The sequence below is a fragment of the Thermomonas sp. genome, assembly GCF_029945965.1.
In the GTDB taxonomy this organism is placed as follows: domain Bacteria; phylum Pseudomonadota; class Gammaproteobacteria; order Xanthomonadales; family Xanthomonadaceae; genus Thermomonas.
Genome location: NZ_JAQSDO010000012.1, coordinates 182,686 through 209,296 on the forward strand (window position 1 = coordinate 182,686; position 26,611 = coordinate 209,296).

Consider the following 26,611-nt stretch of genomic DNA (forward strand, 5'->3'; position numbering starts at 1 on the left):
CGCCTGCTTTGTGTTGTACGTGCGGTTGCGGAAAATAGTTACAGTTGGACCGAAAAATTTTGTTGCGGTATCCCGGGGCGTCAGACCCGGCGCGAATATCCGATCCACGCGAACATCCGGCGCGAGAACAACAGGCTCAGAAGCGAAAGCAGCAGCACCGCGCCGACATGCCAGAGCAACACCATCAGAGACGACTCACCACCGTGATGGATCAGGCTGACTGCGCTGGACGACAACGTCGCGGCACTGAGCATTACCAGCAATGCGGTCGAACCGGGCCGCACCACACCGGCATGGCGAACCATCAACAGCAACACCAGTCCCAGCGGGATACTGGTCATGGTGATCGCGCGAAAGCATTCCATCGGACCTTCGTGGAAGGTGAGTGCGGCGCTGCCCTCGCGCGCAAACTCGTGCATGCACCCCAATCCCAAACCGGCGATCCACAACACCGCTGCAGGCACCGGCAGCCATGCCCAGCGCGGGCTACGCCCGGGCACGCTGACCTGGAACACCGCATAGCTGGCAAGCACGCCGGTCAGCAGGCTCAACGACCATTCGACGGTGGCATCCGGCGAGGCCATCACCCGCGTCCAACCGGCACCCACGTCGAAGTTGGAAACAATGATGGCTACTACCAGCAACGCCAATGCCAGCCATGCCAGTGTGCGAAAAAGTGGCGAGGACATCCGTCGCACCGGCAATGCACGGGCGGAGAGTTGGTCGATCAATCGATCGGTATCAGTATTCATGTCAGTCATGGGATGGATCCTTTCCGGTCAGCGCGCGCTGCAGCGAGCCGATGGCGCGGTGGCAGGCGACTTTCAGCGAGCCAACGGTTTGCCTGCTTTGTTCAGAGGCTTCATTGAGCGAGAGTTCCTGCAGGCGCAGCATCGAAATCGCATCGCGCTGGCGTGTGGGCAATTCGTCGACCGCGCTGCGCACGCGGCGTGCTTGGTGTTCGCGTGCAAGGGTTTCCTCGGGACCTGGACCGCCATGCGCGTGGTAGTCGACATCGACTACATCGGCCATTTCATGCTGCGCGCGATGCGCGCGGCGACGCAGCAGGTCGATGCAGCGGCGCGAGGCAATCGTGCCCAGCCAGGGCTTGAACGGGCGGCCGCGCTCGAAGGTGTGGCGGATGCCATGCACCACCATCAAGACCTCCTGCACCGCGTCTTCCGCATCCTCGCCGTGGCCCAGGTAGCGGCGTGCGATGGCCCGCACATAGGGCGCGATGGATTGCAGCAGGATGCGGTACGCGTCCTTGTCGCCGTCCTGCGCACTCAGCATCAGCGCCGCCCAGCGCGCATCATCCGCGGCGCGATCAGTGGCGGCAGGCGCTTGCTGCTGTGCGGGTTGAGCCATGCTGGTCGCGGAAACCGCGTTCCTCGTGAACGGTAGGATGACGGCCATCATGGATCAGCGGGTGGCGGCTGCCAAACCCGAGCGCTTAGCGCCTGCCGCGCCGCGTATGGCAATCAGTCGGTCGATCGAGATCCGGCCCGGCCCGCGCGCCATCAGGTACAGCATCAACGCGGCCCACAAACCATGCGTGGGCCATGCGGCCGGATACACGAAGATCTCGATCACAAGGGTCATGCCCAGCAACGCGCCCGCCGACAGACGCGTACCAAGCCCGATCAGTAGCAGCAGCGGGAACACGTGTTCAGCAGTGGCGGACATCAGTGCAGCCACATCCGGCGGCAGCAACGGCAAAGCATATTCGCTGCGGAACAATTCGACCGCGCCATCGCTCAGGTGTGGCAAACCAAACTGCGCCTTCAGGCCGATCGGATCCAGCACGAAGCCATCGATCTTGGTCTGTCCGGACAGCCAGAACGTGGCCGCGATCGAGATCCGTGCCAGCAACTGGATCAGGTCTTCAGGGATGCGGCGGCAAGCATCGATGTAGGCGCTGATCACGCGCGTCGGCAGGGTTCGGGGGATCGCGGAATCATGCATGTTGGTCGTCCTCGTCGGGTTCAATGGCCGCTACCAGCCCGTGCTGCAGCAGGAGTGCGAACAATTGGTCTGGTGATGCTTCTGGAGATATCGCGCACGCGCGCTGCAGCGCTTCGCCAAGCGTTGCGCCGGTATGCAGTGCGTCCAACCAGTCGATGCCGCCCGCAGGCAGTGCAACCTGCTGCACATCCCACTGCGGTCGATGCACCAGTACGTCTTCACCGATGCCGAGATCTAACGCAGCCAACATCGCGTCACGCTGTGCATCGGCATGCTGGTGTGTCTGCCAGATCGACAGCACCGGATGCGCGGACGACAGCCAGCGGCAGGCCGGTTCCAAAAGCACCCGTGTCGACGCCAAGCGCGCTGGATCGACCAACAGCGCGTTCCATTGCCCGCTGTCGAGCGTATCGGCATCGGCGGCATGGAAGGCTTCGCTGCGCAGGCGTTCCAGCCGCGCGATATCAGACAGGTACGCAACGCCTGCAACAGGCAGATGACATGCGATGAAATCGGCGAAGCCGGCGCCATACGCGGACATCACTGGCGAACGCGGCGGATCGATGCGCACGTAGTCGCGTGCCATCGCAGCGAAGAAATCCCCACCTACCAATTCGCGGGTGACCGGGAAGGCCGCAGCCAGCGCATCGACCAGCGCCATCATCATATTGTTGCGATGCACGCCAAAACGACCCGCCGCGTCGCCTGCACCGTTGCGCAGGCCTGCGGGTATCTGCGCCGGTTCCAAAAGTGCGGATGCGAATGCGTCATGCATATTGGATGCGCTATTCATGCCGCCGCGCCCAGCCGCATGCGCGCCGCATCCAACAGAAAATCCGAGTGACGCACCTCGTCGCGCAGCACGCCATATGCGGGGACGTCGTTATCCCACTCGATCAGCGTCGCGACCGGGCCGGTGCGGACCAGCACATCGGCATACAAGCGCCACACCGCATCCGCGACGGGTGCGCCGTGGTCGTCGATCAGCAGCGCGCCGGCATCGTCGCTTGCATGGCCGGCCAGATGGATTTCACCGACCGCATGCAACGGCAGCGCCGCGAGATAGGCATGCGGATCTCGCCCCAGGTTGTGGCAGGACACGAATACATTGTTCACGTCCAGCAGCAACCCGCAGCCGGTGCGCCTAACAAGGGCCGCGATGAAATCGGTTTCGTCGATGTCGCTGGCGTCAAACGTGAGGTAGCTCGACGGGTTTTCCAGCAACATGCGCAGGCCCAACCGCGACTGCACCTGGTCAATGTGTTCACAGACGCGGTCCAGGCTGTCCGCATCGTAGGCGAGCGGCAGCAAGTCGCTGTAGAAACGACCGTCGTGCGTCGACCACGCCAGGTGCTCGGAAAAACTCGCGGGTTGATAGCGTTCGATCAAACGGGACAATCGATCAAGGTGCTTGGAGTCCGGCGCGCTGGCGCCACCAAGCGACAGGCCCACGCCATGCAGCGATAACGGTCGTTCGGAGCGCATGCGCGACAGCCACGCGTGCGGTGCACCGCCATCGCCCATGTAGTTTTCGGCGTGGACTTCGAAAAATGCAGGCGGGTTGGCGTCGGCCAACCAGTCCTGCAGGTGTTGCGACTTGAAACCGGCGCCGGCCTGCGCAGGCAGGCCGGCATCGGAACGGATCACAGCAGGCGATGACGCGACCGGGGAGAAGACAGTCATCGCGGCAGGTCCGAGGGGGCTGCTCAGCCGGCCTTGCGTGGCTTGGGCGCGAACGCCGCCAGCTGGCCGAAGCCGGTCGGCGAAGTCTTGGATGCAGTCTTCAGGCAGGTGCCATCCGGCACGGACTTCCAGGCGTTGGCCTGATGGTCGGCTTTGGACGTGCCCGCGCAGGTAGTGCCGGCACCAGCGGCGCAATCGTTCTTGCCAGCGAGGGCTACACCGAAGCATTTTTCCGGCGAGGCCTTGGCCTGTTCGCCGGCATGCGCGGGCGCGGAGGTCATCGCCAGGGCAGAACCCAGTGCAGCGGCAAGCGCAGCAGCGGGCAACATCGAACGAGTGAAATGGGACATCAGTGGCTCCGGTAACGAGTGGATGGGCACAGGCGCGTTGTGCGCCGGTACCCCATCAATTCGCGTGGGAAGCCGAATAGTTACGTCGAAAAGGGGTCAGAGAACATTTCCATTCGAATAGTGAAGGGATCTGCAGCCATATCTTGGAAATGTTCTCTGACCCCTTTTCGTTTTCGAACCGGCATTGCTTGCCAGGCGTCAGCGCATGTCCGCCCGGATCTGCGCATCGACCGCGGCAATCGCGGTCATGTTGACCACCCGGCGTGTAGTCGAGGCCGGGGTCAGGATATGCGCCGGCTGGTCCAGGCCCATCAGGATCGGCCCGATGGCGACGCCGCCGGTCATCACCCGCACCAGGTTGTAGCCGATGTTGGCGGCGTCCAGGTTCGGCATCACCAGCAGGTTGGCGCGGCCCGACAGGGTAGTGCCGGGGAAGATGCGTTGGCGCAGTTCCTCGTCCCAGGCGGTGTCGGCCATCATTTCGCCGTCGACCTCAAGCTTGGGCGCGCGCGCGCGGATGATTTCGTAAGCGCGGCGCATCTTCAGCGCACTGGCGTCCTGGTGGCTGCCGAAGTTGGAATGCGACAGCAACGCCACTTTCGGTTCGATCCCGAACAGCTTGAGCCGGTAGCTGGCCATCAGCGTGGCCTCGGCGATCTGCTCGGCGGATGGATCCTGCTGCACATGGGTGTCGACGAAGAACATCACGCCCTGGTCGTTGATTACCCCGGTCATCGCCGCAGTGCCTTGCACGCCCGGCTGGAAGTCGAAAATGCTGCGCAGGTAGCCGAGCTTCTTGTGATAACGCCCGACCAGGCCGCAGATCATCGCGTCGGCTTCGCCGCGTTCGACCATCAGCGCTGCGATCAGGGTCGGCCGCGAACGCAGCAGGTTCTTGGCTGCATCCGGCGTCACGCCACGACGCTCGGTCAGCGCGTGATATTGGCGCCAGTAATCATCGAAGCGCGGATCATCGTTGATGTTGGTCAACTCGAAGTCCACCCCGGCGCGCATGCGCAGGCCGAGCTTTTCGATGCGGGTCTCGATCACGTCCGGGCGGCCGATCAGGATTGGATAGGCCAGGCATTCGTCAATCACGGTCTGCACCGCGCGCAGCACCTTGTATTCCTCGCCTTCGGCATACACCACGCGTTTTTCGATGGAGCGTGCGCGCTCGTACACCGGCTTCATCATCAGGCTACTGCGATGGATGAACTGGCCGAGTTTCTCGCGATAGGCATCGACATCGGCCAGCGGCCGCAGTGCGATGCCGGATTCCATCGCCGCTTCGGCAACCGCCGGGGCCAGCATGGTCAGCAGGCGCGGATCGAACGGCCGCGGGATCAGGTATTCGTCCCCGAAGGTCGGTGATTCACCGGCATAGGCGCTGCCCAGGTCGCCAGCTTCCATACGCGCCAGCTTCGCGATCGCACGCACGCAGGCCAGCTTCATCGCCTCGTTGATTTCGGTCGCGCCTACGTCCAGCGCGCCGCGGAAGATGTACGGAAAACACAGCGCGTTGTTGACCTGGTTCGGGTAATCGCTGCGGCCGGTGGCGATGATGCAATCCGGGCGCACCGCCTTGGCATGCTCCGGCAGGATTTCAGGGTTCGGATTGGCCAGCGCCAGGATAATGGGCCGCTGCGCCATGGTCGCGACCATCTCCGGCTTGAGGATGCCGCCAGCCGAAAGGCCCAGGAACACATCCGCGCCTTCGATGATTTCGGCCAGGCAACGCTTGTCGGTATCGCGCGCATAACGCTGCTTGTCCGGATCCAGGTGCTCGCGGCCTGTGTACAGCACGCCATCCCGATCCACCGCCAGGATGTTTTCCGGCTTCATGCCCAGCGCCACCAGCATGTCCAGACAGGCGATGCCAGCGGCGCCGGCACCGCTGGTCGCCAGCTTCACGTCCTCGATCTTCTTGCCGGCCACTTCCAGCGCATTGAGAATCGCCGCACCGACAATAATCGAGGTGCCGTGCTGGTCGTCGTGGAACACCGGGATGTTCATCCGCTCGCGCAGCTTGCGCTCGACGATAAAACACTCCGGCGCCTTGATGTCTTCCAGGTTGATACCGCCGAAGGTCGGCTCCAGCGAGGCGATGATGTCAACGAGCTTGTCGGGATCGCGTTCGTTGATCTCGATGTCGAACACGTCGACGTCGGCGAATTTCTTGAACAACACGCCCTTGCCTTCCATCACCGGCTTGCTGGCCAGCGGACCGATGTCACCCAAGCCGAGCACCGCGGTGCCATTGGTCACCACCGCCACCAGGTTGCCACGTGCGGTCAGCGTGCTGACCTCGTTCGGATCGGCGACGATCGCTTCGCAGGCATAGGCCACGCCCGGCGAATATGCCAAGGCCAGGTCGCGCTGGGTAACCATCGCCTTGGTCGCGCTGATCTTGATCTTGCCGGGCGGACTCAGCCGGTGGTAATCGAGCGCGGCCTGCTTCAGGTCGTCGCAGGAATCATGCTGGTCGGTCATCGGCATACACCACGGATGCGGGAACCAAGAATAATACCGGCTTCATCCGTAACGGACGGTTAGGCGTCACCGATTAAATATCGGTGACGCGCTCGGCCGACATGATCTGGTCGAGGCGGATCCGGTTGGCGAACAGCGAGAACGCCAGCATCCCGGCCAGTCCGTTGGCACGTTCCACCCATTCCGGCAGCCAGCGCGGCGGCAACAGATCACCGCTGTCGAACAAGGGCTCGAAGCGTTGCACGTCGGCCAAGGTCATCTTGCCGGCGAACAGCATCCGGCACAGGCGCAACTTGCGCTGCTTGAGCGCCCAGCGGAAGAACGTATGCACGCCAATCAGGCCGCGCAGGTAAACGGTGTCCTTGGTGAACGCGCAGCCACCTGTCGTGGGCACGCCGCGGAACACGCGCTGGGCCGAAGTGAAACTTTCGGTCGGAATCTGCCCGGCATCCTGGAAATACTGGAACACCTGCAGGAAATCGGCGCCGTCCAGCGCCATCGCCACCGCTTCGATGCGCAGGCTGACCCGCTTCATGCGTTCGATGTCGATGCTGCCGGTGATCTGTTCGGCGAAGGTCGCCAGCCCTTCCTGGGTCGCGGTGGTGCGTGGCGAGGACAAGGACATGCTGGGCAGCACGGTTTGTTCGCGACCATTGAGCGCAGTGAGTGAATGCACGAAGGCTTCGTGCTGCAACAACTGGTGGCGGTCGTAGTCGGAAAACGCAGCACTCGAGCGCAGGCGGATACGGGTGGCGCCAGCCGCGGCCTTGGCAATCAGGTCGGGATCAAGCTCAACGGTAATCACGCGCGCATCGAAATAGTCGTCCAACGATGCCTGCAGCTGCAGGCGCAGTGCGGTCGCGGAAATTTCCACCTGCTCTGACGGGTCGAGCAATTCCTGGTCGAGTTCATTGGCAATGCCGATGAAATGGCCGGCCGCCTCGCGCATGGTCGCGCCACCGGGCAGGGTGTGATCAGGCTTGCCAAACAGTGCGATCGAAAGCTCGGTGACCTTGGGCGTGCCCAGGTTTTCCAGCAACTCGGCCGCCAGCGACCAGCTGTGCGCGGATTCGATCAGGTAAATGCCCAGCGGATGCGCCGGATCAGCAGCAGCGGCAATCGTCTCGAACTCGACGCGTTCGGCGGAAAAATCGTGTTTGGGATACGCATACGCCGGCAGCTTCGCCTTGCCTTGCGCATGGTCGGCCAGGAATTGCTGCTGTTCGCTGGCCGGCCAGCTGACCAGGCTCAGCAAGCGGATCTCGCGCGCCGCCTTGGTCATGCGCGCGTCCAGCGCGGCATGGTGGGCGATGTCGGGGCTGCGCGCGGTCGTCATCAGTCCTCGGTGTGCTGATCCACGCGGCTACGCGGTCCCTTCGTCTGCACGCGCGCATCGGCCTTCTGCGCCAAGCGCGTGGCCAGCTGGCCCGCAGCACCAACGATTTCATCGCGCAGTTTGAAGAAATTCCGCACGCGTTCGCCGTCGATGGTGCAGGCCTCGATGGCCGCCCGCACCGCACAACCCGGCTCGCGCGCGTGCTTGCAATCGCGGAACTTGCACTGCGCGGCCAGCGCTTCGATGTCGGTAAAACTTTCCGCCACGTCTTCCTCGCCGGTCGGCTTGAGTTCGCGCATGCCGGGGGTGTCGATCATGCAGGCGCCGGACGGTAGCGGGATCAGCGCGCGATGCGTGGTGGTGTGGCGGCCACGGTCGTCGGTCTCGCGGACCGCGCCGGTCTTCATTCTTTCCGTGCCCAGCAAGGTATTGGTCAGGGTCGATTTGCCCGCACCCGAACTGCCCACCAGGACGATGCTTTGCCCTTCACCCAGCCAGGGTTCAAGGGTCACCACGCTAGCGCGATCCCTGGCATTGACAGCCACCACGGGCACATCAAACGCGCGAAGATCCTGCAGCGCGGCCTCGGTATCGGCGCCGTCCTTGTCGGCCTTGGTCAGCACCACCACCGGCTGCACGCCGCTACCGCCGATCAGCATCAGGTAGCGCTCGATCCGGCGCGGATTGAAGTCGGCATCCAGCCCGCAGACCACGAACACGGTGTCGATGTTGGCGCCGATCACCTGCTGCTTGTAGTGCTCGCCGGCGGCGCCACGCTTGATCGAGGAGAACCGCGGCAGCAGCGCGACGATGCGTAGCGCATTTGGCGCCTCGCCCTCGATCAGCACCCAGTCGCCAACCGCCGGCCGGCCTTCCGGCGTGGTTCCACCATTGCGGTAATTGCCCGCGCGCTGCCATTCCGGCAGCGATTCGGCGCGATGCGAGGCCTCCACCGATTCGGCAACCAGATACCCGCTGCGATGCTGCTCGCTGATCCGCGCCAGGCGCGCGTCTGGATGGGCAGCGATGACATTGGCCCAGCCGGCCTCCAGGGTGGCGGGCGTCCAGCGCCAGCCGATGGATTGCAGCGGGGTCATGCGTATTGGAAGGCTGTCATGACGCGATTCTAGCGCTGGTTCCAATGGCGGCGAGCGAATTGGGGTCACGCAAAAAGGGGTCAGAGTGAATTTCCTGCCGACGAACGTAGAGGATTCCATTGATCTTGGTCAGGAAACTTCACTCTGACCCCTTTTTGCTTGCAGGAAATCCACTCTGACCTTTTTCCCGCTACGCTGACCACCCACACCCACAGCCCTGTCCTGCCGATGTCGCCGCCCAGCCTCAAGACCCGCGCCCGCCTATCCGAAGTCCGTTACGAAATCCGCGGTGAGCTCGCCCGCCGCGCGCGCGAACTGGAAACCCAGGGTCGCAGCCTGATCAAGCTCAACATCGGCAACCCGGGCGCGTTCGGCTTCCGTGCACCCGAGCACCTGCAGCGGGCGATCGCCGACCACATCGCCGGTACAGATCCCTATACACACCAGCAGGGCCTGCCGGAAGCGCGCGAGGCGATCGCCGCCTTCCACAAGACCCGCGGAACGCCGAACGCATCACCGGAACGGGTGTTCATCGGCAACGGCGTCAGCGAATTGATCGACATCAGCCTGCGCGCCCTGCTCAATCCCGGCGACGAAGTGCTGGTGCCGTCACCCGACTATCCGCTGTGGTCGGCGGCGACCATCCTCAATGACGGCCGCCCGGTCTTCTACCGCTGCGACGAAGCCAACGGCTTCCTTCCGGATCCGGAACAGATCGAATCGCTGGTATCCCCGCGCACCCGGGCGATCGTGTTGATCAACCCGAACAACCCGACCGGCACCAACTATTCGCGTGAATTGCTGGAACGCATCGTCGCGATCGCCGCGAAACACCACCTGCTGCTGATGTGCGATGAAATCTACGACGGCATCCTCTACGACGACGAGGTGTTCCAGCCACTCGCGCCGCTGGCCGGCGACCTGCCCTGCCTGAGCTTTGGCGGACTGTCCAAGGTGCATCGTGCCTGCGGCTGGCGCGTGGGCTGGGCGGTATTGAGTGGCGATCCACGGGCCATTGGCGACTTACACCACGCGATGGACTTGCTCGGCGCGCTGCGCCTGTGCGCCAACGTGCCGGGGCAGTTCGCGATCGAGCAAGCGTTGCATGGCATCGACACCATCACGCCGCTATGCCAACCCGGCGGACGGCTGCATGAAACCCGCCGCGCCCTGATCGAAAGTTGTGCCGCGAGCGAGCATCTGCAGCTGGTCATCCCGCAGGGCGCGCTTTACGGGTTCCCGGCGGTGGTCGGCGATGCCGCGCACGGGTTTGATGATCATGCATTCGCACTTGAAATGCTTGAGACCGAAGATGTGCTGCTGGTGCCCGGCACCAGCTTCAACGTGCCATATCGCAATCACTTCCGGGTGACCCTGCTGCCGGAAGCACCGGTATTGCGGGAAGTATTCGCCCGCATCGACCGCGTGCTGTCGCGACGTGCGTCCAAGGTGACGGGTTCGCGAACTGCCGTGGCCTGACTCGAAATGGGGTCAGAGAACTTTTCCCCAGAAGCATCCGCCTCACTCAATTTGTGGAATGGAAATGTTCTCTGACCCCATTTCGCTGTCATACCTCGCGCTCGGCGACAGCTACAGCATCGGCGAAGGCGTCACCGAGAACGCGCGCTGGCCGATGCAACTTGCGCGCGCATTGCGCGAGGAGGGCTTCGCGATTGCCGATCCACGCATCATTGCCAAGACCGGCTGGACTACCGACGAGCTTGCAGCGGCGATGGACGAAGCCGAGCCACTGGGCAAATGGGATGTCGTGTCGCTGCTGATCGGCGTCAATGATCAATATCGCGGCCGCAACGTCAACGACTACAGCGAATGCTTCACCACGCTGCTGCAGCGTGCGGTCGCATTGGCCACTGCAAATCCGCGACAAGTGTTCATACTGTCGATCCCGGACTGGGGCGTGACCCCGTTCGCTCGCGCCGAACTGCGCAGCCCACGCCGCATCGCAAAAGAGTTGGATGCGTTCAATGCGGCCTCGCGCGATATCTGTGAAGCACATGGCGTGGCGTTCGTCGACATCACCGAGGTCTCCCGCGAACTCGGCGCGCAACCGGCCATGCTGATCGAAGACGGCCTGCATCCATCTGCAGCGATGTATGCGGAGTGGGCGCGGCTGGCGTTGCCGGTGGTGCGTGGGTTGCTGGCGGGGAGATAGGGCACTCCGGAACTTCCTCATGAAAATCCAGTCTCAGGCTGGCCGCCGCACATGAGTACTGACGCGATCGATGGATACAACGACACGGAATGGTCGAGCGAATTCGGTGATGGAGATTGAGCGCATCATTGCCTGGAGCTTCGTCGCCATCGCCCACCTCTTGCTCGCTTGGTTTGCGATGCGAGTATCAGTGCCGCGTCCGGTAAGCAGCCGACCCATGGAACTGGTCTTTATCCAGTTGCCGTCGTCGCCACCCCCAATGAAGACGGTCGCGCGTAAACAGCAAGCGGTTACCGGTTCACCGATGGCGGCTCGCCTGAAGTCGCGACAAAAAACCGAAATGGCAACGCTTCCAGCAAGCGACAGCAATCCCGCACATTCGTTGCTGGTGACTGCCGAGGACGACCGGTGGAGCAGCGCATCGGAACCAACAGGGAAATACGACGGCATCAGCTTCAGTCGGAACAAACTGACGAGCAGTTTCAATCCTATCCAGGCCAGTACTCCGCCACGCCTTCACTTGCGCAGGCAGTGGTCCCCGAGAGACGTGCTACGCGCCGTCTCCGCGGGTCTGTTCTGGCCGCCGGGTTACACCGATGATCCGTGCGGTGGCCTGGCCAAAGCTGTGGAGATTCTCAGCACGGGCACCACGATGCGGGAGCACCGAATGCTTGAGGATGTCGCCCTGCAGCAGAGCAGATATTGCAACTAGGCAGCCAACGACACCTGCACCCACCATGCCCAATGGCACTGTGACCCAGGTCATCGCGGTTCTAGCGTGGGAATTCTCCTAGCCCAGGAAAATCCCATGCGCCGTCTTGCCCATCCTCTCATGCTGACCGCGCTGGCGGTGTCTTGCAGCGCCGCGCTTGCCGCGACGGCCGACCAGGTGCCGCAGGGCCGCCTGCCGGGCTGGGCTGTGCCGCAGTCTTACCAGTTGGCGTTCAAGGTCGATCCTGCGAAGGACAACTTCACCGGCACCACCACGATCAAGATCAAGCTGAACCAGGCTTCCGATCACGTGTGGCTGGATGGCAAGGAACTGAAAATTTCCAAGGTCACCATCACCGACGACGCCGGCAAGGTTCATAACGGCAAGTACGTCGAGTCGGACCCTGATGCCGGCGTGGCGCGGGTGGACTTCGGCAGCACGCTGAAGCCGCAGGACCTGACCCTGAAGTTTGAATACAGCGCGCCGTTCAACGCGCAGCTGCAGGGTTTGTACAAAGTCAGCGCCAAGGGCAAGCCGTACACGATGACGCAGATGGAGCCGATCAGCGCGCGTTATGCATTCCCGGGTTTTGACGAGCCCGGCTTCAAGACTCCGTTTGACATCAGCCTGACCATTCCTTCGGACCAGGTTGGCGTGGCCAATACCCAGCAGGTCAAGGAAGTGGATGCCGGCAAGGGCTGGAAGACGCTGACCTTCGCACAGACGCTACCGCTGCCGACCTATCTGGTGGCCTTCGGCGTTGGGCCGTGGAGCATCCAGACCGCGCCGGATATTTCGCCAGATGCGTACCGTGCCAAACCGTTGCCATTGCGCGGCATCGCCACCGAGGGCGAGGCGCACCGGATGAAACACGTGCTGGGCGAGACGCCCAGCATCATCCGCGCGCTGGAAAACTATTACGGGTTCGGTTATCCGTGGGACAAACTCGATGTGCTGGCTGCACCGGATTTTGCCGCCGGCGCGATGGAGAACGCCGGTCTGGTGACCTTCCGCGACTGGCTGCTGCTGCTGGACAAGGACTCCCCGGCCAGAAACGTGCAGGGCTCGTTCAACGTCACCGCGCATGAGCTGGCCCATCAGTGGACCGGCGATGCCGTGACCATGGAATGGTGGAACGACATCTGGCTCAACGAGGCCTTCGCGACCTGGATGCAGCAGAAGGTCACCATGGAAGTCCACCCCGAATACCGCGCCGATCTCGATCGCGTCATCGGTGCGCAGGGCGCGATGGGCAACGACAGCCTGGTCAGCGCGCGGCGCATTACCCAGCCCATCACCGGCAATGGCGACATCATGACCGCATTCGACGGCATCACCTATCAAAAAGGTGCCGGCGTGCTCGCGATGTTCGAGAACTTCGTGGGCGAAAAAACGTTCCAGCAGGGCATGCGCACCTACATCCAGGCGCACAAGTTCGGCACCGCGGACAGCAATGACCTGGTCGATGCCATCGCCGATGCAGCAGGCAAGAAGGATGCGTTCAAGCATGCCTTCCACAGCTTCATCGACCAGTCCGGTGTGCCTTACGTGCAGACCAGGCTTGAGCAGAAAGGCGGCAAGACGCTCCTGCAGCTAAGTCAGAGTCGGTATCTGCCACTAGGTAGCAGCGGTAACAGCCAGCGCGTGTGGGGCGTGCCGGTGTGCGTGCGTTATGGCACCGCTGATGGCAGCAAGGTTGCCTGCGACATGCTCGACAAGGCTACCGGTTCGGTTGTGCTGGCAGGCGCCAGCAGCCCAACCTGGATCATGCCGAATGCCAATGCCAGCGGCTATTACCGCTTCAGCATGGACAAGCAGGACCTGGGCAAGCTCAGCGCCGAGGCCGGCACGCTCAGTGACGCCGAGCAGCTGGCCTATGCCGACGGCATCGACGCCAGCTTCGGTCACGGCGATCTGGATGCCAGCGACGTGCTCGCCGCATTGAAGCCGTTGACTGTCTCGAAGATCCGCGAGGTGGCAACCGCGCCGCTGGGTCAGGTCGCGTGGCTCTATCAGCACGAGGCCGTCACCGACGCCCAGCGCGCCACGCTGACCGACTGGGTGACGGCGGCTTATCTGCCGCGGCTCGAGCAGCTGGGTTATCAGCGCAAGCTTGGCGAGCCGGAAGGTGCATCGCTGATGCGCAGCACGCTGGCTGGAAGCCTGGCTTTCGGATTCAAGGTGGCGTCCGTCCGCGCCGCCCTGCTCAAGCAGGGGGATGCTGCGTTGGAGAAGAAGGCAGATGGCCGTCTGAACCTCGCGGCGGCTGATCCCGACCTGCTCGGTGACGCGTTGGGCATGGCGGTACAGGAGCGCGGCAAGCGTGCTGTCGATGCACTGGTGGCCGAGCTCCCGCAGACCAATGACGCCGCCTTGCGCAACGGCATCCTGGCCGGCCTGTCCAGGGTGAACGATCCGGCCCTGGCGGAGCAGGTGCGCAACCTGTCACTGGACAAGAACGTCAAGGTCGGCGAAATGGCGATGCTGCTTTACGCGGGTCGCGACACGGTGGCCCAGCGCGACGCACTGTGGAACTGGTTCAGCGCGCATTACGACCAGATCCTCACGCGCACCGGCAGTTTCTCCGGTGGCCGTCTACCGTCACTTGCAGCCGGCGGTGGCTGCACCGCTGCCGAAGGTGAACGCCTGCAGGCATTCTTCAAGACAAAGTCACAGGATGCTGCGGGTATCGAACGTGGCCTGGCGCAAACCAGCGAGTCGATCCAATTGTGCAGCGCGCTGAAGGCCAAGCAGGACCCGGCCATGATCCGCTGATCGCAGCCAATCAGGGATCCGGTTTCGCCACAAGCGTAAAATGCCGGTTCCCACGTTCCGGATCACCCTGACATGTCCCTCGACCCCACCCTGCACGCCCGCATCGAATCGCTGCTGGCTACCAATCCCGTTGTCCTGTTCATGAAGGGCAATCCGCGTGCGCCGCAGTGCGGGTTCTCGTCCAAGGCAATCTCCGCGCTGGACGCCACCGGTGTGGCTTACATGCACGTGGACGTGTTGTCCGATGGCGAGATCCGCGAGGGCATCAAGGCCTATGGCGACTGGCCGACAATCCCGCAGCTGTACATCGGCGGCGAGCTGGTCGGTGGCAGCGACATCATCATGCAGATGGCCGCCAGCGGCGAGTTGCATACCGCGCTTGGCGTGCCTGCGCCCGATCGCACCCCGCCCCACATCGAGATCACGCCTGCCGCCGCCGAGATGCTGGGCAAGGCCATCGCCAATGCAGGCGACGGCTTCGCGTTGCAGATCGAGATCGACAACGGCTACAACGCCAGCCTGCAATTGGCCCAGCATGACGATGCCGCCATCGCCAGTGAATCAGCGGGCATCCGTGCCCAGTTCGACTTGCCCAGCGCGCAGCGCGCACGTGGTCTGCGCATCGACTGGGCCGACGACGCACGTGGCAAGGGGCTGGTGATCGACAATCCGAACGCGCCGCCCAAGGTGCGTGCAATAACACCCACCGATGCCGCGCAACGGGTCAATGCCGACAGCCTGGTGATCATCGATGTGCGCCCTGCCGACGAACGCGCTCTCGCCGCGCTGGGCCTGCCATTCGCCCACTTCGATGACGGCATGGAGGAAATCGAGGCAATGGACAAGGCCACGCCGATGGCCTTCTTGTGCCACACCGGCGCGCGCAGCGGCCAGGCCGCCGAACACTTCCGCGCGCTCGGCTTCAGCGAGGTCTACAACATCAGCGGCGGCATCGATGCCTGGTCCACATTCGACCCGGCGATCCCGCAGTACTGAGCAGACCAGCAGGACCTGCCTCAAAATGGCAGGTCTTAAAACCCGCCTCCCGCGTCCAGCCAATCTTGTTCCTCAGGCGTGCTGGCGCGGCCAAGCGCGGCATTGCGATGTGGGAACCGGCCGAAGCGTTTGATCACGTTGCGATGCGCGTGAGCATAGCCCAACGAGCTCTGGCCAAGCGGCGCCATCAGTTCGACGCTGCGGTCCTGCATCGTCATGTCCTCGCAATGCTCAAACGGCAGGTACATGAAGGCGCGCAGGTCGCTGTCGACCTGTGCATCCAGTCCCACCTCCACCGCATTGCTTGCGTGCTGCAGTGCCAGTCCATCAGTGGCGAATGCATGTCCACTGCCGCGGAAGATGTTGCGCGGAATCTGGTCGAGCAACAGCAACAAAGCAAGCACACCTTTCGGCGTGTCCATCCAGCTGTCGAGCTCACGCCGCGCGGCGGCCATGTGCCCTTCGCCGAAGTGCTGCCGGCATTCGTCATCGAATGACTTGCCACCGTTAAACCATTTGCCGGGGCCGGCTTCGCGCCAGTAGGCGATCACCTGCGCTGGCGTACTCATTCGTCAAATCTCAGGTGGCGCACCGATTTTCCATGGCGGCGGATCAGGCGCAGCGCCTCGATGCCGACCTTGATGTGGTTCTCCACGAATTTCGCCGAAACAGTCGCATCGCTGGCCTCGGTCTTGACGCCTTCGGGCACCATCGGCTGGTCGCTGACCAGCAGCAGCGCGCCGCAGGGAATGCGGTTGGCGAAACCGGCGGCGAAGATGGTGGCGGTTTCCATGTCGATGGCCATGCAACGCATCGTGCGCAGTTTTTCCTTGAACTTCGCGTCGTGTTCCCAGACCCGGCGGTTGGTGGTGTAGACAGTGCCGGTCCAGTAATCCAGCTCCATGTCGCGAATGGTCGTCGAGATCACGCGTTGCATGGCAAACGCGGGTAGCGCCGGCACCTGTGGCGGCAGATAGTCATTGCTGGTGCCTTCGCCGCGGATCGCCGCGATCGGCAGCACCAGGTCGCCGAGCTGGTTCTTGCGCTTGAGTCCGCCACATTTGCCGAGGAACAACACGGCCTTGGGTGAAATGGCCGACAACAGATCCATCATCGTGGCTGCGTTCGGGCTGCCCATGCCGAAATTGATCATGGTGATGCCGTCTGCGCTGGCACTCGGCATCGGTCGGTCGATGCCGACGATCTCGGCGCCGGTCATCGCCGCGAAATGGCTGAGGTAGCCACCGAAATTGGTCAGCAGGATGTGTTCGCCAAACCCATCCAGCGGCACGCCGGTGTAGCGCGGCAGCCAGTTGTCGACGATGTCCTGTTTGTCTTTCATCGCACATCGCTCATCACAATCTTCCTTTTACTTTTTCTCATTCCCGGAAGTGTCCCACGCGGCCATGACCTCGGTCATGTGGCACGACCACGGCAATGACGCTAACGTTCGGGCAGGCACAGGCAATGTGCATGGGGATGACGAATGAAGTTGAAAACAGCGACTGTCGCACTTGCGGTGGCCTTGTTGGTCGGTTGCGCCAGCACGCCGTCAATCAAGCCCGCCACTGCGGCCAAGGCCGACTTGGGCTTCACCCTGGATCCGTATCCGAGTACTTACCAGCGCGTGGCCTCACCGCCGGTGCTGTTGCAGCACGCCACCGTGCTGACTGGAACCGGCACGCGACTGGATGACGCCGACGTATTGATGCGCGATGGCCGCATCATCGCGGTCGGCAGCGCGCTCGACGTGCCGGCCGATGCGCAGCGCGTGGACGCGACAGGCAAGTGGGTGACGCCGGGCATCATCGACATCCACTCACACTTGGGTGTGTATGCCAGCCCGGGCGTGAATGCCAGCAGCGACGGCAACGAAGCGACCTCGCCGGTCACTGCGCAGGTCTGGGCCGAACATTCGATCTGGCCGCAGGATCCGGGCTTCCATACCGCGCTGGCCGGTGGAATCACTTCATTGCAGATCCTGCCGGGCTCCGCCAACCTGATCGGCGGGCGTGGCGTCACCTTGAAGAACGTGTCGTCGGTGACGTACCAGGGTATGAAATTCCCGGGTGCGCCGTGGGGCCTGAAAATGGCCTGCGGCGAGAACCCCAAGCGCGTGTACGGACAGAAGGGCGGGCCATCGACGCGGATGGGCAACATGGCTGGTTATCGTGCTGCCTTCGCGGATGCCGCCGAGTACATGAAGAAGCGCAAGCAGGCCGCGGCCAAAGCTGTTTCGAACAAGACCGATTCGAACAAGACCGATTCAGACAAGGATAGCGGCGGCAAGCGCGACCTCAAGCTGGACACCCTGGCGGGCGTCATCAATGGTGACATCCGCGTCCACATCCACTGCTATCGCGCCGATGAGATGGCGAACATGCTCGACCTGGCCAAGGAGTTCGGCTTCAACATCGCCGCATTCCACCACGGCGTGGAGGCCTACAAGATCGCCGACCGGCTCGCCGCCGAAGGCGTGTGTGCCGCGCTGTGGGCCGACTGGTGGGGCTTCAAGATGGAAAGCTTCGACGGCATCCAGGAAAACATAGCGCTGGTCGATCGGGTACCGGGCAGCTGCGCGATCGTGCATTCCGATTCCGAGGAAGGCATCCAGCGGCTCAACCAGGAAGCCGCCAAGGTCATGGCCAATGCGCACCGCATCGGCATCGACATCACACCCGAACACGCGATCCAGTGGCTGACGATGAACCCAGCCAAGGCAATGGGCATCCTCGACCAGACCGGCACCCTGGAACCGGGCAAGATGGCCGATGTGGTGTTGTGGAACGGCAGCCCGTTCAGCAGCTATGCGCAGGCCGAGCAGGTGTATGTCGATGGCGCGCGCCTGTACGACCGGCATGATCCGGCGCGGCAACCCAAGTCGGACTTCTTGTTGGGGCAAGGCCTGCTCGGCCAGGATCTGATGCGTGGGGGTGTGAAATGAGCGGCATGCGCCTGAAACACCTCACGCTGGTCGCCGCGCTGCTGTCGATGGCCGGCGTCGCCAGCGCGCAAGACCTGCTGATCCGCAACGCCACCGTGCACACCGCCAGTACGCGCGGCACGTTGCAGGCGACTGATGTGCTGGTGAAGGACGGCCGCATCGCTGCAGTAGGCAAGAATCTCGTGGCCGGCAACGTGCAGATCATTGATGCGCAGGGCAAACCGCTGACGCCGACCCTGTTTGGCGGCATCACCGACATCGGCGTGGAAGAAGTCTCCGGCGAATCGGCGACGGTGGACGAGACACTCGCCCTCGGGGCGAATGCCGCCGACATGCAGGTGCGTCCCGAATTCGACGTGACCCTGGCCTACAACCCGGAGTCGGTGCTGGTGCCGGTGGCGCGGGTGGAAGGCATCGGCTGGACCATGCTGGGCGCCGGCACGAGTGCAGGCGGTTCGATCATCGGCGGCCAAGGCGGCGTGGTGCGGCTGGACGGCAGCCTGGATGCGATCGGTCCGCGCGTGTTGTTCGTGACCCTGGGCGGCGATGGCGCCAACCTCACCGGCAGTTCGCGCGCGGCGCAATGGATGCTGCTCGATCAGCTGATCGATGAAGTGCGCGGGCGGATTCCGCTGGATTCGAAGTTCGCGCTGCTCACGCCTGCGGGGCGCAGCACGCTGGCGACTTATTTGGGCGGTGGGGGACGCGTCCTGGTGCGTATCCAGCGCGCTGCCGATATCGCCCGCCTGCTGCGTTGGGCAAACCAACGCAACGTGCGCATCGCTCTGGTCGGTGCAACGGAAGGCTGGAAGGTCGCACCGCAGATCGCCGCAGCTGACGTGCCGGTATTCGTGGATGCATTGGCCGACCTGCCTGCCGACTTCGACGAGATCGGCGCGACGCTTGAGAACGCGGCACGCCTGAATGCTGCTGGCGTGCGGGTGTCGTTCTCACAGACCGGTGATGCCTCACACAATGCGCGCAAGATCCGCCAGCTGGCCGGCAACGCAGTCGCCAATGGACTGCCATGGGCAGCGGGACTGGCCGGATTGACTTCGATCCCGGCCAGCAGTCTTGGCGTTGGCGCGCAGATGGGCAGTATTGCCATTGGCCAGCGCGCCGACCTGGTGCTGTGGACCGGCGATCCGCTGGACGTGGCAAACGTCGCCATGCAGGTCTGGATGGATGGCCGTGCGATCCCGATGCGCTCGCGCCAGACCGAGCTGCGTGATCGCTACCTGCACCCGGACAACGGCCTGCCGCGCGCGTATCCGAACGACGCGCACTGACCACGCAAACTGGAGAAACGACATGCCGAATTTCGTCGATATCAACTGGTGGGCAGTGCTGGTCGCGGCGTTGTCCGCATTCATGCTCGGTGGTCTCTGGTATGGACCGCTGTTCAAGAACGCCTGGTGCCGCGAGAACAGCATCGACCCGAATGCACCACCAAGCCGGCACCCGGCGAAGGTTTTCGGCACCGCCTTCCTTGCCGCGCTGGTCGCGGCCGCCGCCTTCGCGATTATCTTGCGCCCCGACCCGCCACTGTTCATCGCCGTGCATGCCGGATTCCTCACCGGCCTTGCCTACGTGGCCATGAGTTTCGGCATCAATTACGCCTTTGTCGGGCGCAGCTTCAAACTGTGGCTGATCGACGGCGGCTACCACACCCTGCAGTTCACCATTTACGGACTGGTCCTGGGCCTGTGGCACTGAGCGTGCCCTGACGAGGCAAAACGACCGCCATGCCGCTATGCCACATGCATCTGCGCCGGACTTGCGGTAGCTTCGACACAACGGATCGGGGGATTTGGAGGAAATATGCGCATTGGCATCGTGGTGGACTCCGCTTGTGACCTGCCGGCGGACTTCATCGAACGCGAAAACATCACCATCCTGCCGGTAACCGTGCAAATCGGTGAAGCGGTTCTTGCCGATGTCCGCAACGAGGAAGCGACCATGAGCTTCCTCAGCGGCGAGACGGCCGCCCGCGCATACGACGCGGAGACCACGCCCTTCACCGTGCAGGAAGTGCACGACCTGTTCCTGTCCAAGCTCGTCCTCGATTACGACTATGTGTTTTGCATCACCACCACGCGTACGCGCAGCGGCATCTATGACAACGCCGTACAGGCCAGTTACACCATCCTCAACGATTACAAGCCGGTGCGTACCGCTGCCGGCAACAACATGCCATTCGCGTTGCGGGTGATCGACAGCCAGAACGTGTTTGCCGCAGTCGGAGTATTGGTGGTTGAAGCCGCCCGCCTGCGTGCGGCCGGTGAAGCTCCCCCGAAGATCCGCGCACGCCTGGAAAACCTGGCGTTGTACACGCAGGGTTACATGGTGCCGCCCGACCTGCACTACCTGCGCAACCGCATCAGGAAGCGCGGCGACCGCAGTGTGAGTTTCTTGAGCGCGGCGCTCGGCACTGCGCTCGACATCAAGCCGATCCTGCATTGCAACCGCGGTGACACCGAGCCTGTCGCCAAGGTCAAGGGACTGGAGAACGCGACACAGAAGATGTTCGACTTCGCCAGCAAGCGGGTGAAAGACGGATTGATGACGCCGACCGTGGGCTTGAGCTATGGCGGCGACCTCGCCGACCTGCACAAGCTGCCCGGCTATGCAAACCTGCGCGAGGTCTGCGCCGAGCACAACGTCGAAGTCTTCGAAAGCGTGATGGGCCTGTCCGGCCTGGTGAACGTCGGCAAGGGCGCGGCTGTGGTCGGGTTTGCGGCGGAATCCGAGAAATTTTCCTGACGCCACCCGCGCTGCATCCCTCCAAGATCCATGTGCCGACGACGCCGCGCTAACACGCGGCGTTTAGTCTTGTGGCATCGAAAGAATTCACTTCAGGGGCCGACCATGCCAACCCGCTTCTACATCAGCCTGCCCGACCCTTCGCGCGTGCGCGGCGCCGATGTCACGCTTGCCTTCCAGTCGCAGGGCGCGGACGGCCTGGCCGCGGAATTGCAGGATGCATTGCGCAGCGACGGCCTGTTCGAGCGCTGGCGTGCGCAACAGGAAGATCCGGACGAGGTCGATCCGGCACTTGGCGCCACCGATGCGAATGCGACGGTACTTGGCGAACAGCACGATCTGCACATCGACCTGATCGTGATCACGTCGCTGCCGTCGGCGGTCATGCGGCAACGGCTTGGCCTGCTGGCCGGCAATGGCTGGCAGTTGCGCGACGTTTCCGCGGCATAGCCGTCAGTCGCGCATCGCCTCTGCGTGATGGGCGATGTGATCGCCGATGAAACTGGCGATGAAGTAATAGCTGTGATCGTGGCCAGGCTGCATGCGCAGTATCAGCGGATGGCCGTGGGTCCGGCACGCAACGTCCAGCAGTTCCGGGCGTAGCTGGGAAGCCAAGAATTCATCGGCGCTGCCTTGGTCGATCAGCAGCGGCAAGCGCTCGGTTGCGTCGGGGATAAGCGCCACCGCGTCATAGTCCTTCCACGCAGCATGGTCTTCGCCGAGATAGGCACCCAGCGCTTTTTCGCCCCATGGCACCTGCGACGGCGCCACGATCGGCGCGAACGCCGACACGCTGCGATAGCGGCCGGGATTGCGCAGCGCGATGACCAAAGCGCCATGCCCGCCCATCGAATGCCCGCTGATTGCGCGCGCATGTGTCACCGGAAAATGCGCCTCGATCAGCGCAGGAAGTTCCCCGACCACGTAGTCGTACATGCGGTAATGCGCCGCCCAGGGCGCCTGCGTCGCATTGACGTAAAAGCCGGCGCCCTTGCCGAGGTCATAACTGTCCGCATCGGCCACGTCGTCACCACGCGGACTGCTGTCCGGGCAAACAATGGCGATGCCATGTTCGGCGGCATAACGCTGCGCACCCGACTTGGTGATGAAATTCTGCTCGGTGCAGGTCAGGCCCGACAGCCAGTACAACACCGGCACCGGACCATCCTGCGCTTGCGGCGGCAGATAGATCGCGACACGAATGTCGCAATCCAGTGCCTGCGAATGGTGCTGCCAGACCTGCTGCTCGCCGCCGAAGCTGGCATGGGATTCGATCTTCTGCATCTCAGAAGTGGATCACGGTGCGGATCGACTTGCCCTCATGCATCAGGTCGAAGGCTTCGTTGATACGTTCAAGCGGCATGGTGTGGGTCACGAACGGATCGAGGTCGATCTCGCCGGCCATCGCCTGCTCGACCATGCCCGGCAATTGCGTGCGCCCCTTGACCCCGCCGAACGCGCTGCCGCGCCAGACCCGGCCCGTGACAAGCTGAAACGGTCGCGTGCAAATTTCCTGCCCCGCGCCGGCAACGCCAATGATGACGCTCTCGCCCCAACCCTTGTGGCAACACTCCAGCGCCGCGCGCATCACGTGCACATTGCCGATGCACTCGAAACTGAAATCCACGCCGCCGTCGGTGAGTTCCACGATTACGTCCTGGATCGGCTTGTCGAAATCCTTCGGGTTGATGCAGTCGGTGGCGCCCATCGACATCGCCAGTTCGAACTTGCCGGGGTTGGTGTCAATGCCGATGATTCGACTGGCCTTGGCTTGGCGTGCGCCCTGGATTGCCGCCAGGCCAATCCCGCCGAGCCCGAAGATCGCGACCGTGTCACCTTCCTGCACCTTCGCCGTGTTGTGCACCGCGCCGAGGCCGGTGGTAACGCCGCAACCAAGCAGGCAGACCTTTTCGGGGTCGGCTTCCGGGTTGATCTTCGCCAGCGAAATTTCGTTGACGACCGTGTATTCGCTGAAGGTGCTGCAGCCCATGTAATGGAAGATCGGTTCTCCGTTATAGGAGAACCGCGTGCTGCCATCCGGCATCAATCCCTTGCCTTGGGTCGCGCGCACCTTCTGGCACAGGTTGGTCTTGCCGGACAAGCAGAACTTGCACTCGCGACATTCAGCCGTGTACAGCGGGATCACGTGATCGCCGGGCTTGAGCGAGGTCACGCCCTCGCCGATTTCAACAACAACGCCCGCCCCTTCGTGGCCCAGCACCGATGGGAAAATCCCCTCGGGATCATCGCCCGACAGGGTGAATGCATCGGTATGGCAGACGCCGGTGTGGCTGATCCTGACCAGCACTTCACCGGCGCGCGGCGGCTCGACGTCGATCTCGACGACCTTCAGGGGTTCGCCTGCGGCGAAGGCGACAGCGGCGCGTGATTTCATGGGGGAACTCCGGGGTGCGGGACGCCACCACTTTACCGTGCGGGCCATTGCCCTCGCATCTGCGCGCAGCATCAGATCTCAGATCCTATCGCTGCCATCCATGGCGAGGACACCCGGCTGCGGAAACCGTTGCCCGGCCATCCTGGGCCGGGCGTTCGCATTGGCGCGCGGCATGCCGCGCAAGCGCCAAGGCTCACCCCGTGTTCTGGATCCCGGCAGCGATCCCGTTCACCGTCGCCATCAGCGCGCGCAGGGTCGCGTCGTCCTCGCGGCCGCCGCTGCGCCAGCGCTGCAGCAATTCGACCTGCAGCAGGCTGATCGGATCCACATAGGGATTGCGCAGGCGGATCGACAGGCGCAGGCGCCCGTCGTTGACCAGCAGATCGTCTTCCTGGCGGATCGCCAGGATTGCGTCGCGGGTAGTGGCGAATTCGTCCGCGATGCCGGGAAACAGTGCTGCATGGTCGTCGCCGGCCAGACGTGAGTACTGTTCGAAGATGCCAAGGTCGGACTTGGCCAGCACCATCTCGACATCGTCCAGCAGGGTGGCGAAGAACGGCCAGTGCTCGGCCATCTCGCGCATCACCTCCATGCCATGCGTGTCGATGCCCTCGCGCAATGCGTGGCCAACGCCATACCATGCGGTCAGCCCGGAGCGGTTCTGCGCCCACGCGAACACCCACGGGATCGCGCGCAGGTCCTGCACGCCGCCATCGCGTCGGCGCGAGGGACGCGAGCCCAGGCGCAAGCGTTCGATCACGTCGATTGGGGTGGCCGCGCGGAAATAGGCGTGGAAGCGCGGTTCCTCATAGACCAGCGCGCGATAACGTGCGCGGGCGGTGGTGGCCAGTTCGGCCGCGATCATGCGCCAACGTTCCTCGCGCGAATCTGCGGGACGCGGCAACAAGCTGGCGCGCAGCACCGCGGCGGTGGTCTGCTCCAGGTTGCGCAACGCCAGCGCACGAATGCCGTACTTGCGGTGGATCACCTCGCCCTGCTCGGTCACCCGCAGACTGCCATCCACCGAGCCGCGCGGCGCGGCATGCAGCGCGCGTTCGGTCTTGCCGCCACCACGGCTGATCGAACCGCCGCGGCCATGGAAGAAGGCAATGCGCACGCCTGACGCCTTCGCCAACGCAGTCAGCGCGACCTGGGTGCGCTGCAGCGCCCAGCGCGAGGCGACGATGCCGCCATCCTTGGCACTGTCCGAATACCCCAGCATCACCGTCTGCCGGCCGCCTCGCGCCTGCAGGTGCACGCGATAGACCGGATCGTCGAACAGCGCGCGCATCACTGCCGGCGCGGCCTCCAGATCGGCCACGGTCTCGAACAGCGGCGCGATGTCCAGCGGCACCGCGCCGTCTTCGACGCAATCGGCGGCACGCGCAAGCGCCAACACCGCCAGCGCATCGGCGGCGCTGCGGCTCATGCTGATGATGTACAAGCCGATGGCATGCGTGCCGAAACGGCGACGCGCGTCCAGCACCGAGCGGAACACGTCCAGGGTCGAGCGCGCGGTCGCGTCGTCACTGCCTGCCTGCACCAACGGCGCACCGTCGAGTAAGCCATGCAGGCGAGTCACGCGTGCATCCACGTCGCGTTCGGGCCAGTCGGCATCGGCATCCAGCGCGGCCAATGCCGCGTCGTGCCAAGCCGAATCCTGGCGCAGGTCGAGCGCGGCCAGGTGGAAGCCGAAGGCCTGTACGCGGCGGACCACGCGGTGCACGGCGAAGTGGCCGGCATGCTCGCCGCGATGCGCAAGCAAGCTGGTATCGATCAGCGCGAGATCCTCGAGCAATGCATCGGGGCCGGTGTAGCCAGCGCCGGCACCGGCCTGGGTGGCCTGCAGGCGCGCGCCCATCAGCGCCAGCAATTCGCGATAGGGCATGTCCGCCTGTCGCGCGCGCGGCATCGGCGCATTTGGCATCAGCACGCGATAGCTGGCGATGCGCGCGTCGATCGCCGGATCGATCCCGGCTCGGTCGCGGCTCTGGCTCAATTCGGCAGCGAGGCGGCGCAGGTCGCGCCGGTAGTTGGCCAGTACCTGCGCACGCTGCGCCTCCAGCGCGGAGACAATGGTGTCCGCGCCGACATTCGGATTGCCGTCCATGTCGCCGCCAACCCAGGTGCCGAACCGCAGCAGTGGCGGTAGTGCGGGCTGCTCGCCATAGACCTTCTCGATCGCCGCCGCGAAGACTTCATGGAATACCGGCAGCACCCGGTACAACACGTCTGCAAGGTAGAAGCCGACATGCGCGCGCTCGTCGGCCACGGTCGGGCTGGTCGGCGGGGTTTCCGAGGTCTGCCAGGTGGAAGTCAGCGCCAGCAGGATGCGTTCCAGGTCGGCGTGGCGCTCGGGCGGCGTATGCGTGCGGTCGATGTCGGAGACGAGTCGTTCAACGACATCGCGTTCCTTTTCCAGCAGCACGCGGCGCATCGCCTCGGTCGGATGTGCGGTGAATACCGGCTCGATGGACAGCCGCTGCAGCATGCCGACAAACGCGTCGTAACCGATGCCAGCATCGCGCAGCTCGGTAATCACCGCTTCCAGCCCACCCGGTTGCGGCGCACTGCCGCTGCGCTGGTAGTCGCGACGGCGACGGATCCGATGCACGCGCTCGGCCAGGTTGGTGGTGCCGAAATAGGCCGCGAACGCGCGCACCAGCGCTTCGGCGTCTTCCAGTGACACCTCCGCCAACGGCATTGCGAGGACATCCGCGTGCGCACCCTCCTCGCGGCGTGCAATCGCCGCGCGACGCAGCGACTCGACCTGGGCCAGGAAGTCGGGCGATACCTGTTCGGCGATCACCTGCCCGACCATCGCGCCGAGCCGGCGCACGTCGTCGCGCAGCAGGGTGTCGCTTTCGGCGAATTCGAGGGGATCGCGCAAGGATGTGTCTGGAATTGTCATCGCCGCAGGCTAGCGCGATTC

At 63.8% G+C, this 26,611-nt stretch carries 23 protein-coding genes and 1 pseudogene; 10 read left to right on the forward strand and 14 right to left on the reverse strand.

The window, feature by feature from the left end:
- Positions 1 to 80 precede the first annotated feature (80 nt).
- The 9 genes and pseudogenes from PSV05_RS05940 to rsgA all read right to left on the reverse strand — a co-directional run.
- Complete coding sequence (locus PSV05_RS05940) at positions 81 to 761, reverse strand: NrsF family protein (RefSeq protein WP_300062926.1); 681 nt, start codon at positions 759 to 761, stop codon at positions 81 to 83.
- On the reverse strand, positions 754 to 1,368 hold the full coding sequence (locus PSV05_RS05945; RefSeq protein ID WP_300062929.1) for a sigma-70 family RNA polymerase sigma factor: 615 nt from the start codon (positions 1,366 to 1,368) through the stop codon (positions 754 to 756). The genes PSV05_RS05940 and PSV05_RS05945 overlap by 8 nt, the downstream gene beginning before the upstream one ends.
- A gap of 54 nt (positions 1,369 to 1,422) precedes the next feature.
- Entirely contained in the window at positions 1,423 to 1,965 is a 543-nt protein-coding gene (locus PSV05_RS05950) for a DoxX family protein (protein WP_300062932.1), read from the reverse strand.
- The gene (locus PSV05_RS05955; protein WP_300062936.1) at positions 1,958 to 2,758 is read right to left on the reverse strand and encodes a DNA-binding domain-containing protein; all 801 of its coding nucleotides are present in this window, start codon (positions 2,756 to 2,758) and stop codon (positions 1,958 to 1,960) included. Before PSV05_RS05955 ends, PSV05_RS05950 begins: the two co-directional genes overlap by 8 nt.
- Positions 2,755 to 3,648 carry a DUF692 domain-containing protein gene (locus tag PSV05_RS05960; protein WP_300062939.1) on the reverse strand — a complete coding sequence of 298 codons (894 nt, stop codon included), beginning with the start codon at positions 3,646 to 3,648 and terminating at the stop codon, positions 2,755 to 2,757. Before PSV05_RS05960 ends, PSV05_RS05955 begins: the two co-directional genes overlap by 4 nt.
- Positions 3,649 to 3,671: 23 nt before the next feature.
- Positions 3,672 to 3,998, reverse strand: a complete 327-nt coding sequence (locus tag PSV05_RS05965) for a DUF2282 domain-containing protein (RefSeq protein WP_300062942.1) — start codon at positions 3,996 to 3,998, stop codon at positions 3,672 to 3,674.
- Between the two features lie 198 nt (positions 3,999 to 4,196).
- Positions 4,197 to 6,488 carry an NADP-dependent malic enzyme gene (locus PSV05_RS05970; RefSeq protein WP_300062945.1) on the reverse strand — a complete coding sequence of 764 codons (2,292 nt, stop codon included), beginning with the start codon at positions 6,486 to 6,488 and terminating at the stop codon, positions 4,197 to 4,199.
- Positions 6,489 to 6,561: 73 nt separating this feature from the next.
- Positions 6,562 to 7,824 carry a flavohemoglobin expression-modulating QEGLA motif protein gene (locus PSV05_RS05975; protein ID WP_300062948.1) on the reverse strand — a complete coding sequence of 421 codons (1,263 nt, stop codon included), beginning with the start codon at positions 7,822 to 7,824 and terminating at the stop codon, positions 6,562 to 6,564.
- Positions 7,824 to 8,855: pseudogene (rsgA, locus tag PSV05_RS05980) on the reverse strand (ribosome small subunit-dependent GTPase A); the annotation flags it as partial. The gene PSV05_RS05975 and the pseudogene rsgA, both read right to left, overlap by 1 nt.
- Positions 8,856 to 9,149: 294 nt before the next feature.
- Between rsgA and PSV05_RS05985 the strand changes: the two are divergent.
- The 5 genes from PSV05_RS05985 (at position 9,150) to grxD (ending at position 15,577) form a co-directional block, all read left to right on the forward strand.
- Positions 9,150 to 10,400, forward strand: a complete 1,251-nt coding sequence (locus PSV05_RS05985) for an aminotransferase class I/II-fold pyridoxal phosphate-dependent enzyme (protein WP_300062954.1) — start codon at positions 9,150 to 9,152, stop codon at positions 10,398 to 10,400.
- 64 nt (positions 10,401 to 10,464) lie between these two features.
- Positions 10,465 to 11,094, forward strand: a complete 630-nt coding sequence (locus tag PSV05_RS05990) for an SGNH/GDSL hydrolase family protein (protein WP_300062957.1) — start codon at positions 10,465 to 10,467, stop codon at positions 11,092 to 11,094.
- 70 nt (positions 11,095 to 11,164) lie between these two features.
- A complete protein-coding gene (locus PSV05_RS05995) occupies positions 11,165 to 11,806 on the forward strand; it encodes a hypothetical protein (protein WP_300062960.1) in 642 nt (213 codons plus the stop codon).
- A gap of 96 nt (positions 11,807 to 11,902) precedes the next feature.
- Positions 11,903 to 14,581 carry a M1 family metallopeptidase gene (locus PSV05_RS06000; protein WP_300062963.1) on the forward strand — a complete coding sequence of 893 codons (2,679 nt, stop codon included), beginning with the start codon at positions 11,903 to 11,905 and terminating at the stop codon, positions 14,579 to 14,581.
- A gap of 72 nt (positions 14,582 to 14,653) precedes the next feature.
- The gene (grxD, locus tag PSV05_RS06005) at positions 14,654 to 15,577 is read left to right on the forward strand and encodes a Grx4 family monothiol glutaredoxin (RefSeq protein ID WP_300062966.1); all 924 of its coding nucleotides are present in this window, start codon (positions 14,654 to 14,656) and stop codon (positions 15,575 to 15,577) included.
- A 35-nt stretch (positions 15,578 to 15,612) separates the two neighbouring features.
- Here the strand turns inward: grxD and PSV05_RS06010 are convergent, their stop codons facing one another.
- Together PSV05_RS06010 and PSV05_RS06015 are read right to left on the reverse strand one after the other, a co-directional pair.
- A complete protein-coding gene (locus tag PSV05_RS06010) occupies positions 15,613 to 16,146 on the reverse strand; it encodes a DUF924 family protein (RefSeq protein WP_300062969.1) in 534 nt (177 codons plus the stop codon).
- Positions 16,143 to 16,919, reverse strand: coding sequence for an AMP nucleosidase (locus PSV05_RS06015; RefSeq protein ID WP_300062972.1), 777 nt, complete (start codon positions 16,917 to 16,919; stop codon positions 16,143 to 16,145). Before PSV05_RS06015 ends, PSV05_RS06010 begins: the two co-directional genes overlap by 4 nt.
- A gap of 144 nt (positions 16,920 to 17,063) precedes the next feature.
- Between PSV05_RS06015 and PSV05_RS06020 the strand changes: the two genes are divergently transcribed.
- The 5 genes from PSV05_RS06020 (at position 17,064) to PSV05_RS06040 (ending at position 21,734) form a co-directional block, all read left to right on the forward strand.
- The gene (locus PSV05_RS06020) at positions 17,064 to 18,521 is read left to right on the forward strand and encodes an amidohydrolase (protein WP_300062975.1); all 1,458 of its coding nucleotides are present in this window, start codon (positions 17,064 to 17,066) and stop codon (positions 18,519 to 18,521) included.
- A gap of 5 nt (positions 18,522 to 18,526) precedes the next feature.
- On the forward strand, positions 18,527 to 19,810 hold the full coding sequence (locus tag PSV05_RS06025) for an amidohydrolase family protein (protein ID WP_300062978.1): 1,284 nt from the start codon (positions 18,527 to 18,529) through the stop codon (positions 19,808 to 19,810).
- A gap of 22 nt (positions 19,811 to 19,832) precedes the next feature.
- Complete coding sequence (locus tag PSV05_RS06030; RefSeq protein WP_300062981.1) at positions 19,833 to 20,237, forward strand: DUF1761 domain-containing protein; 405 nt, start codon at positions 19,833 to 19,835, stop codon at positions 20,235 to 20,237.
- 105 nt (positions 20,238 to 20,342) lie between these two features.
- The gene (locus tag PSV05_RS06035) at positions 20,343 to 21,284 is read left to right on the forward strand and encodes a DegV family protein (protein WP_300062984.1); all 942 of its coding nucleotides are present in this window, start codon (positions 20,343 to 20,345) and stop codon (positions 21,282 to 21,284) included.
- Positions 21,285 to 21,389: 105 nt separating this feature from the next.
- Positions 21,390 to 21,734, forward strand: a complete 345-nt coding sequence (locus tag PSV05_RS06040; protein WP_300062987.1) for a hypothetical protein — start codon at positions 21,390 to 21,392, stop codon at positions 21,732 to 21,734.
- 3 nt (positions 21,735 to 21,737) lie between these two features.
- Here PSV05_RS06040 and fghA read toward each other — a convergent pair whose 3' ends face one another.
- The 3 genes from fghA to ppc all read right to left on the reverse strand — a co-directional run bounded on the left by fghA (position 21,738) and on the right by ppc (position 26,590).
- On the reverse strand, positions 21,738 to 22,568 hold the full coding sequence (fghA, locus tag PSV05_RS06045) for an S-formylglutathione hydrolase (RefSeq protein ID WP_300062990.1): 831 nt from the start codon (positions 22,566 to 22,568) through the stop codon (positions 21,738 to 21,740).
- 1 nt (position 22,569) lies between these two features.
- Positions 22,570 to 23,679 (reverse strand): S-(hydroxymethyl)glutathione dehydrogenase/class III alcohol dehydrogenase, encoded by a 1,110-nt coding sequence (locus PSV05_RS06050; protein WP_300062993.1) that lies wholly within the window; start codon positions 23,677 to 23,679, stop codon positions 22,570 to 22,572.
- A gap of 193 nt (positions 23,680 to 23,872) precedes the next feature.
- A complete protein-coding gene (gene ppc / locus PSV05_RS06055) occupies positions 23,873 to 26,590 on the reverse strand; it encodes a phosphoenolpyruvate carboxylase (protein ID WP_300062996.1) in 2,718 nt (905 codons plus the stop codon).
- Between the last annotated feature and the right edge of the window lie 21 nt (positions 26,591 to 26,611).